General features: G+C 71.8%; 1 protein-coding gene. It reads right to left on the reverse strand.

From position 1 onward, the window contains the following. Position 1 precedes the first annotated feature (1 nt). Positions 2–10,306 (reverse strand): type I polyketide synthase, encoded by a 10,305-nt coding sequence (locus CGL27_RS53335; protein ID WP_119993158.1) that lies wholly within the window; start codon positions 10,304–10,306, stop codon positions 2–4. Positions 10,307–10,308 lie beyond the last annotated feature (2 nt).

Below are 10,308 nucleotides of genomic sequence, written 5' to 3' on the forward strand. Positions count from 1 at the left end.
GTCAGTCGTTTCCGAAGGTCGTGCCGCGCATCGCCCGGCTCACCAGCTCGTCGGCATCCAGCTCCGCGAGCGCGGAGGTCTCCGCCTCCGCGGCGGTGCCCAGGTCGCCCAGGTCGCCCAGGTCGCGCAGACCGCTCAGGTCGCCGGCCGCGGAGTCCGCGAGGCGCACCAGCGCGTCCAGCACCCCCAGTTCGTGGAAGCGGCGCAGTGGCACCGAAGCCAGCACCCGCCGGATCTCCCGCTCGCGGCCGTCCGCGCCGGCGGCCCCGCCGTCCGCGGTCCCGTCCCCGTCCACGTCCACGTCCCCGTTCACGTCCCCGTTCACCGTGGGGACCAACTCCGTACGCAGCCTCCTCGCCAGCGTGGTCGGCTTCGGATAGTCGAACACCACCGTGGGGGAGAGCTGGAGACCGGTGGCCGTGTTGATCCGGTTGCGCAGCTCCACCGCGGTCAGCGAGTCGAACCCGGTGTCCTTGAACGCACGCTCCGGCTCCACCGCGTCCCCGTCCGCATGCCCGAGCACGGCCGCCGCCTCACGCCGCACCAGGTCGGTAAGGAACACCTCCTGCTCCGGGCCGGTCAGCTCGGCCAGGCTGCCCAGGAGCACCTCCCGCCGCGATGCGCCCCCGCCCTGCGTGTCCGCCGCCAGGATCTCGGCGACCTCGGGCAACTGCCGCAGCAGCGGCCGCTCCCGGGCCATCGTGTAGCCCGGCACGAACCGCGCCCAGTCGACATCCGCGACGATCACATTCGGCAGACCACCCCCAACGGCCCGCGCCAGCGCACGCAGCGCGGGTGCCGGATCCATCGGCAGGATGCCGATACGGCGCCACTGGTCGCCGCCGTCGGCGTCGATCATGCCGAGCCCGCCGCCCCAGCCGCCCCACGCCACCGACGTGGCCGCGAGCCCGTGCGCCCGCCGCCGGGCCGCCAGCCCGTCCAGGAAGGCATTGCCCGCCGCGTACGGGGCCTGCCCGCCGCTGCCCCAGACACCGGCGCCGGAGGAGAACAGCACGAACGCGTCGAGCTCCCGGTCGCCGACGAGCTCGTCCAGCACCAGCGCGCCGCGCACCTTCGCCCCCGTGACGGCGGCGAACTCCTCGGCGGTCACCTCGGTGACCGGAGCCGAGGGCAGCCCGGCACCGGCGGTGTGCACCACCGCGGTCAGCGGATGGGTCCGCTCCGTCTCGGCCAGCACCGCGGCCACGGCGTCCCGGTCGGTCACATCACACGCGGCGAGCGTGACCTCCACCCCCGCCAGGTCCGCCACCAGTTCGGCCGCGCCCGGCGCGTCACCACCCTGCCTGCTGAGCAGCACCACATGGTCCGCCCCGCTCGTGGCGAGCCAGCGCGCCACATGCGAACCGAGCCCGCCGGTGCCGCCCGTGACCAGCACGGTGCCGCGCGGCTTCCAGGGGCTGCCGGAGCCGTCCCGGTCGCGCACCATCCGGCGTGCGAACAGCCCGTCGGCGCGCACCGCGAGCTGGTCCTCCCCTTCGGGGGACGACAACGCCGCGAACAGCCCGTCCGGCAACGCCTCGTCGTCACCCTCCCCTTCGGCCGGCAGATCGATCAGGCCGCCGAAGGTGTCCGGGTGGTCGAGCCCGAGCACGGCGCCGAATCCCCACACCGCGGACTGCACCGGGTCGGCCGCCTCACCGGCCACCGCGACCCCGCCACTGGTGACGCACCACAGCGGAGCGGTGACGCCGTGGTCCCGCAACGCCTGCGCCACCGCGAGCGTCGCGGCGGTGCCCGTGGACACGGTGCCGTACTCGGTGTCGGCGCGGTCGTCCCACGAGAGCAGGGACACCACCCCGGCACCGCCGTCCGCCGACTTGACCTGGTCGCCCAGTGCCTCCCGGCCGGTTTCGGAGACCTCGGCGGCCACCACCTCGGCGCCCCGCGCGGCCAGCCCGTCCAGCACCGCACGGACCCGCGCCGAGCCCGCCCGCACGGCCGGGACCAGCACCAGCCACCGGCCCGACAACTGCGGGTCGGCCGTGGCCACCCGGGACCAGCCGATCCGGTACCGCCATGCGTCCGTGAGGGAGTCCTCCCGGCTGCGCCGACGCCATGAGGCGAGCGCGGGCAGCACCGTGCCGAGGGCCGCCGCGTCCACCTCGAGATCCCGCGCGAGGGACTGCGCGTCTCCGTCCTCGATGGCCGCCCACAGGGAGCCGTCGGCGCTCTCGGCCCGCGTTGGTGTCCTGGCGGGCTCCAGCCAGTAGTGCCGGTGCTGGAAGGCATACGTGGGCAGCGGCACCCGACGGGCCCCGGTACCGGCGAACAGGGCGCCCCAGTCCACCGGCACCCCGGCCGCGAACAGCCCTCCCAGCCCCGCGAGGACGCGGTCGGGGCCACCGTCGTCGCGGCGGAGGGTGCCGGTGATGGTGGCCCGGACCTCGGGGAGGGTTTCGGTGGTGTCCTGGATGGCGGTGGTCAGGACGGGGTGGGTGCTGACTTCGATGAAGGTGCGGTGGCCCTGGGTGAGGAGGGCTCGGGTGGCTTCTTCGAAGCGGACGGTGTCGCGGAGGTTGCGGTACCAGTAGTGGGGGTCGATGTGTGTGGGGTTGGTCCAGTCGGCGTCGACGGTGGACATCCAGGCGATGTGGCCGGGGGAGGCGGTGACGCCGTCGAGTATGTGGTGTAGCTGGTCTTTGATGGTGTCGACGTGTCCGGAGTGTCCGGCGAAGTCGACGCCGGGCAATTGCCAGCGGTAGACCTTGGCTTTGGAGAGGGTGATGCCGAATTCGGCGAGTGCGTCGGGGTCTCCGGAGACGGATACGGAGGCGGGGCCGTTGACGGCTGCGATCCACAGGTGTCCGTGCCAGGGAGCCAGTGTTTCTTGGACCCAGGTGTGGGGGGCGAGGACGGACATCATGGCGCCGTGTCCGGTGAGGTGGTGGGCGATGGTCTGGCTGCGGAGGGTGACGATTTTGGCGGCGTTGGTGAGGGTGAGGTGTCCGGCGATGTGGGCGGCGGCGATTTCGCCTTGGGAGTGGCCGATGACGGCGTCGGGGTGGATGCCGTTGGCCTGCCAGAGTGCGGCGAGGGAGACCATGATGGCGAAGGTGGTGGGCTGCAGGACATCGACACGGTCGAGCGAAGGGGCGTGGGGTGCGCCGGTGATGACGTCGATGAGCGACCAGTCGGTATACGGGGCCAGGGCGTCGGCGCATTCGTGGAGGCGGGTGGCGAAGACGGGTGAGGTGTCGAGGAGTTGGGCTCCCATGCCTTGCCATTGGGCGCCCTGGCCGGGGAAGACGAAGACGGTCTTGCCGTCGCTGCCCGTCTCCCCGGTGACCAGGCCGGGGTGCGGCTGCCCCTCGCTGAGAGCGGTGAGGGCGGCGGTCGCCTGGTCGAGATCGGTGGCGAGGACGACCGCGCGGTGTTCCAGGGCGGCGCGGCTGGTGGCCAGTGACCAGCCCACGTCCACCGGGTCGGTCTCGGGGTGGGCGTGAAGGTGGGCGATCAGGCGTTCGGCCTGCGCCCGCAGGGCCGTGGGGCTCTTGGCGGACAGCACCCACGGCACCGCGCCGCCCGTGGCCACCAGCCCGGGAGCCTCCGGTTCCGTGATTTCTGGTGCGGTGGCCGCGTCTTCCGGGGCCTGTTCGAGGACGAGATGGGCGTTGGTGCCGCTGACGCCGAAGGAGGAGATCCCGGCGCGGCGTGGGTGGCCGGTCTCCGGCCAGGGGCGGGCCTCCGTCAGCAGGGACACCGCGCCCGATGTCCAGTCGACCTTGGTGGTGGGCTCGTCGGCGTGGAGTGTCCTGGGCAGCATGCCGTGCCGCATGGCCTGGATCATCTTGATGACGCCCGCGATGCCCGCGGCGGCCTGGGTGTGGCCGATGTTGGACTTCAGCGAGCCCAGCCAGAGGGGCTGGTCGGCGGGGCGGTTCTGGCCGTAGGTGGCCAGGAGTGCCTGGGCTTCGATGGGGTCGCCGAGGGCGGTGCCGGTGCCGTGGGCTTCGACGGCGTCGATGTCGGTGGCCGACAGCCCGGCGTTCGCGAGTGCTTGCCGGATCACCCGCTGTTGGGAGGGTCCGTTGGGGGCGGTGAGGCCGTTGCTGGCGCCGTCCTGGTTGACCGCCGTACCGCGGATCACGGCCAGCACCTCGTGACCGTTGCGCCGGGCCTCGGAGAGCCGCTCCAGCAGCACGAGCCCGACACCCTCGCTGAAGGTGGTGCCGTCGGCGCCCTCGCCGAAGGACTTGCTGCGGCCATCGGGGGCGAGCCCGCGCTGGTGCGAGAAGCTCACGAACCCCTCCGGGGTCGACATCACCGTCACGCCCCCGGCCAGGGCCATCGAGCACTCGCCCTCCCGCACCGCCTTGGCCGCCCAGTGGATGGCCACCAGCGAGGAGGAGCACGCCGTGTCGACCGTCACCGCGGGACCGGTCAGGCCCAGTGCGTAGGCGACCCGCCCGGACACCACGCTCCCCGATTTGCCCGTGCTCAGATAGGTCTCCGAGCCCTCGGGCAGCTCACCGGCGTTCGTCCCGTAGTCGTGGTAGATGACCCCGGCGAACACGCCGGTGTCGGTGCCCTGCACCGACCGCGGGGCGATACCGGCCTGCTCGAAGGTCTCCCACGCGGTCTCCAGCAGCAGCCGTTGCTGCGGGTCCATCGCCACGGCCTCACGCGGGGAGATGCCGAAGAAGTCCGCGTCGAACTCGGTGGCACCCGCCACGAACCCGCCCTCGCGGACGTAGGTCGCGCCCACCCGGTCCGGGTCGGGGTCGAACAGCGTGTCCAGATCCCAACCGCGATCGGTGGGGAACGCCCCGATGCCGTCCTCCCCGTCGGCCACCAGCTGCCACAGCCCGTCCGGGTCGGTCACCCGTCCGGGGAGTCGGCAGGCCATGCCGACGACGACCACGGGGTCGTCCGCGTCGGCCCCCCGCCCGGCGACGGCGGCCGGAGCCGCCTCCGTCGAGCCGAACAGCTCGTCCCGCAGATACCCGGCGGTGATCGCCGAGGTGGGGTAGTCGAACACCACGGTCGCGGGGAGCCGCAGTCCCGTGGCCGTATTGAGGCGGTTGCGCAGTTCCACCGCCGTCAGCGAGTCGAACCCGGCGTCCCGGAAGGGCTGGTCCGGTCCGATGCTGTCGATCGTCGGGTGTCCGAGCACGGCTGCCGCCTCGGTGCGGACGAGCTCGATGAGGTGCCGTAGCCGTTCGCCGTGGTCGAGGGCGGCGAGCCGTCGGGTGAGCGACAGGGTGTCCGCTGGGGCCGGTGTGTGGGCCGTGCGGCGCGTGGGGCGTCGTACGAGGTGGCGGAGGAGCGGGGGAACGGGCCGCGCCGTGTCATCGGCCCGCAGGGAGGCCGGGCTGATCTTGATCGGGACGAGGTGGGGGTGGTGGGTGGCGGTGAGGGCCGTGTCGAGGAGGACGAGCCCCTCGTCGTCGGTGAGGGGGGCCACGCCGCCGCGGTGGGTGCGCCGGCGGTCCTCGGTGTTCATGGTGGCGGTGAGGGCGCTGGTGGTTTCCCATAGGCCCCAGGCGAGGGAGGTGGCGGGGAGTCCGGCGGCGTGGCGCTGGTGGGCGAGGGCGTCGGCGTAGGTGTTGGCGGCGGCGTAGTTGGCCTGGCCGGGGGTGCCGAGGGTGCCGGTGGCGGAGGAGTAGATGACGAAGGCGGTCAGGTCGTGGTCGCGGGTGAGGTCGTGGAGGTGGGTGACGGCGTCGACCTTGGGGCGGAAGACGGTGTCGAGGCGGTCCGGGGTGAGGTCGGTGAGCAGGGCGTCGTCGAGGGTTCCGGCGGTGTGGATGACGGCGGTGAGGGGGTGGTCGGCCGGGATGTCGGCGAGGAGGGAGGCGAGTTGGCCGCGGTCGGCGGTGTCGCAGGCGGTGATGCGGACGTGTGCGCCGAGTTCGGTGAGTTCGGTGGTGAGGTCTGTGGCGCCGGGGGCGTCGGGACCCTGGCGGCTGGTGAGCAGCAGGTGCCGGGCGCCGTGGTGGGTGATGAGGTGGCGGGCGGTGAGGGCGCCGAGGGTGCCGGTGCCGCCGGTGATGAGAACGGTGCCCTCGGGATTGAGGGGGAGCGGCTGGGCCGGTGTGCCGACGGGTGCCGCGGCGGTGAGCCGGGGCGCCCAGAGCGTGTTGTCGCGGAGGGCCAGTTGGGGCTGGTCGGTGGCGAGTGCGGTGGGCAGTGCGCTGCGCAGTGCGTGGTCCGAGTGGCCGTCGGTGTCGATGAGGTGGACGCGGCCGGGGTGTTCGGACTGGGCCGAGCGGACCAGACCCCAGATCGCCGCCGCGGCGGGGTCGGTGACCTCGGACGAGTCGTGTACGGCCATCGCACCGCGCGTGAGGACCGCCAGCCGTGTTTCCGACAGCTCAGGCAGCGTCACCCACCGCTGCAACAGGTCCAGTGCCCGCGTGGCCAGCTCCCGCGCCCGCGTGATGGGGTCGGCGTCCCGGGACTCCCATGCGGTGGTGTCGGCGACGACCAGCGCGGGCCGCTCCTCGGCCCCGGCGATCTCCGTGCCCATCCCCGTGGCGATCTCTGTGACATCGGCGAAGGCCGGGGCTTCGGCGGCGGCGAGGACGGGTGAGACGTCCCCGACGGTGCCCCACCGGATCTCGTCCGTGGTGGCGGTGTGTTCGGTCCAAGTGACCGTCCAGAGTGAGTCGTTCACCGACGTGGAGGTCAGTGCTTCGAGCTGCGCCGCGTCGACCTCCCGCAGAACCAGCGAACCGATCGACGCGACCAGCCCGCCGGCCGCGTCGACCAGGACCACGGAGAGCCCGCCGTCCTCGGTGTAACGGGCGTGCACGCGCACCGACGTGGCACCGGTGGCGTGCAGGCGTATGCCGTTCCACGCGAACGGCAGCAGCATGCGGCTACCGGGCTCCCCGGGCAGGCAGTAGTTGCTCGCGTGCAATGCGGCGTCCAGCAGTGCCGGGTGGATGCCGAACCGGCCGGCGGCCTCCGTCTGTTCCTCCGGCAGCGCGGCCTCCGCGAACACCTCGCCCACTTCGCCGTCGCGGGTCCATACCGCCTTCAGGCCCTGGAAGGTCGGACCGTAGTCGTAGCCCCCCTCGGCCATCTGCTCGTACAGCCCCTCGACGGCCACTGGCTCGGTGCCTGCGGGTGGCCATTCGGCCCTGGCGGGCGACGGCGGAGCCGTGGTGTCCTTGGCCAGCGTGCCGGTGGCGTGCTCCGTCCACTGCGCGGTTTGTTCTTCGGCGCGGGAATAGATGCGTACGTCCCGACGCCCGGACTCGTCAGGGCCGCCCACGACCACCCGGATGTCCAGGAAGCCACTGTCCGGCAGCGCCAGTGGCTGCTCGATGACCAGCTCATCCAGGGTGGGGGTGTCGGTCTCGTCTCCGGCGCGGATGGCGAGTTCGGCCATCGCGGCGCCGGGGAGGAGGACGGCGCCGGACACGGTGTGGTCGGCCAGCCAGGGGTGGGTGGTCAGGGAGAGGCGCCCGGTGAGAACGGTGCCACCGGTGTCGGGGAGGTGGACGGCGGCGGTGAGCAGCGGGTGCCCGGGGTCGTGGAGACCGGCCGAGGCGATGTCGCCTGTGTTGGTGTTGCGGGGGAGCCAGTAGTGGTGGTGTTGGAAGGGGTAGGTGGGGAGGGGGATGCGGGTGGGTTGGGTGCCTGTGAAGAGGGTGGGCCAGTTGACTGGTGTTCCGTTGGTGGTGAGGTGGGCGAGGTTGGTGAGGAGGCGGGTGGGGGTGTCGTCGTCGCGGCGGAGGGTGCCGGTGACGATGGTGCTGGAGGTGTCGTTGGCTTCGAGGGTTTCTTGGATGGCGGTGGTGAGGACGGGGTGGGGGCTGATTTCGATGTAGGTGCGGTAGCCCTGGTCGGCGAGGGTGGTGATGGTGGTGTGGAACTGCACGGTTTGGCGGAGGTTGCGGTACCAGTAGCTGTCGTCGACGGTGTTGGGTTCGATCCACTGTCCGGTGACGGTGGAGAGCCAGGGGATGGTGCCGGGTTCGAGGGTGATGCCGTCGAGTGCGTGTTGTAGCTGGTTTTTGATGGTGTCGACGTGTCCGGTGTGGGAGGCGTAGTCGACGGGGATGATGCGGGCTCTGATGCCCTGGTCGGTGTAGTGGGTGTGGAGTTGGTGCAGGGCGTCGGTGTCGCCTGCGATGACGGTGGCGTTGGGGCTGTTGTGTGCGGCGATCCAGAGTTTGCCGTGCCAGTTGGTGAGGTCGATGGTGTCGGCGGGGGTGGCGAGGGACATCATGCCGCCGTGTCCGGCGAGGTGAGCGGCGATGGTCTGGCTGCGGAGGGTGACGATTTTGGCGGCGTTGGTGAGGGTGAGGTGTCCGGCGACGCAGGCGGCGGCGATTTCGCCTTGGGAGTGGCCGATGACGGCGTCGGGGTGGATGCCGTTGGATTGCCAGAGTGCGGCGAGGGAGACGACGACGGCGAAGGTGGCGGGCTGGACGACGTCGACACGGTCGAGCGAGGGAGCGTCGGGTGCGCCGGTGATGACGTCGATCAGCGACCAGTCGGTGTACGGGGCCAGGGCATCAGCGCACTCGCGCAGGCGGGCGGCGAAGACGGGGGAAGTGTCGAGGAGCTGTGCCCCCATCCCCACCCACTGAGCGCCTTGGCCGGGGAAGACGAACACGGTTTTGCCGTCTGTTCCGGTCTGTCCGGTGACCAGGAGCGGGTCAGGCCGCCCCTCCGCCAGAGCCCGCGCCGTCGCCATGCCCCCTTCGGTATCCGTGGCGAGGATGACCGCGCGGTGTTCCAAAGTCGCCCGGGTGGTGGCCAGCGACCAGCCCACATCGACCGGGTTGGTGTCGCTCCCGGATTCCAGGTGGCTGACCAGACGCTTCGCCTGAGCGCGCAGCGCCGCAGGAGTCTTGGCGGACAGTACCCACGGCACCACGCCGCCCGTGGCCACCAGTCCAGGAGCGCCCGCGTCGTCTACGTCTACTTCGGGTGCAGCCGCTTCCAGGGGTGCCTGTTCCAGGACCACGTGTGCGTTCGTCCCGCTGACGCCGAAGGAGGAGATTCCGGCGCGGCGGGGGTGTCCCGTCTCCGGCCAGGGCCGGGCCTCGGACAGCAGGGACACCGCACCTGACGTCCAGTCGACCTTGCTGGTGGGCTCGTCGGCGTGGAGCGTTTTGGGCAGTACGCCGTGCCGCATGGCCTGGACCATCTTGATGACACCCGCGACACCCGCGGCGGCCTGGGTATGGCCGATGTTGGACTTGATGGAGCCCAGCCACAGCGGCTGATCCTCCGGGCGATTCTGCCCGTAGGTGGCCAGGAGTGCCTGGGCCTCGATCGGGTCGCCGAGACTCGTGCCCGTGCCGTGGGCCTCGACCGCGTCCACATCGGCCAGCGACAGTCCGGCGTTCGCCAGCGCCTGCCGGATCACCCGTTCCTGGGACGGGCCGTTGGGCGCGGTGATGCCGTTGGAGGCGCCGTCCTGGTTGACGGCCGTGCCACGGATGACCGCGAGTACCGGGTGGCCGTTGCGGTGGGCTTCGGACAGCCGCTCCAGCAGCACAAGACCGACGCCCTCGGACCAGTTGGTGCCGTCGGCGCCCTCACCGAAGGACTTGCAGCGCCCGTCGCGCGCCAGCCCCCGCTGCCGGGAGAATCCGACGAAGCCGCCAGGGGTCGCCATCACCATCACCCCACCGGCGAGCGCCATGGAACACTCCCCGGACCGGAGCGCATAACTGGCCAAGTGCATCGCCACGAGGGACGAGGAGCACCCGGTGTCCAGAGTGACCGCCGGGCCGAGCAGACCGAGCGAGTACGAGATACGGCCGGACGCGATACTGCCCGCGCCACCAAGGCCCAGATACCCCTCGAAGCCTTCCGGCACCTGGTCCACGGTCAGCGCGTAGTCGCCGTTGGCCAGGCCGGTGAACACGCCGACGTCGCTGTCCTCCAGCGAACTCGGGTCGATTCCCGCGTGCTCGAGGGTCTCCCACGCGGTCTCCAGCAGCAGCCGCTGTTGCGGGTCGGTGGCCAGCGCCTCACGCGGGGAGATGCCGAAGAACTCGGCGTCGAACTCCGCCGCGTCGGTGAGGAAGCCGCCCTCCCGCACATAGGAGGTGCCGACGGAGTCGGGGTCGGCGTCGAAGAGGTTCTCCAGGTTCCAGCCGCGGTCCTCCGGAAACCCGGCGATCGCGTCCCGGCCGTCGGCCACCAGATCCCACAGCCCGTCCGGGGTGGTCACGCCGCCCGGGAAGCGGCAGCCCATGCCGACGATCGCGATCGGCTCCTCCGTCGCAGCCTCGGCCTTGCGCAACCGTTCCCGCGTCTGGTGCAGGTCGGCGGTAACCCGCTTGAGGTAGTTGAGGAGCTTTTCGTCATTCGCCATCT

This window comes from Streptomyces sp. 11-1-2, from assembly GCF_003595545.1.
GTDB lineage: Bacteria > Actinomycetota > Actinomycetes > Streptomycetales > Streptomycetaceae > Streptomyces > Streptomyces hygroscopicus_B.

What these genes read in the sequence shown, in the direction of transcription:
- CGL27_RS53335 (WP_119993158.1), bottom strand. Translation starts at nt 10,306, where the DNA reads ATGGCGAATGACGAAAAGCTCCTCAACTACCTCAAGCGGGTTACCGCC.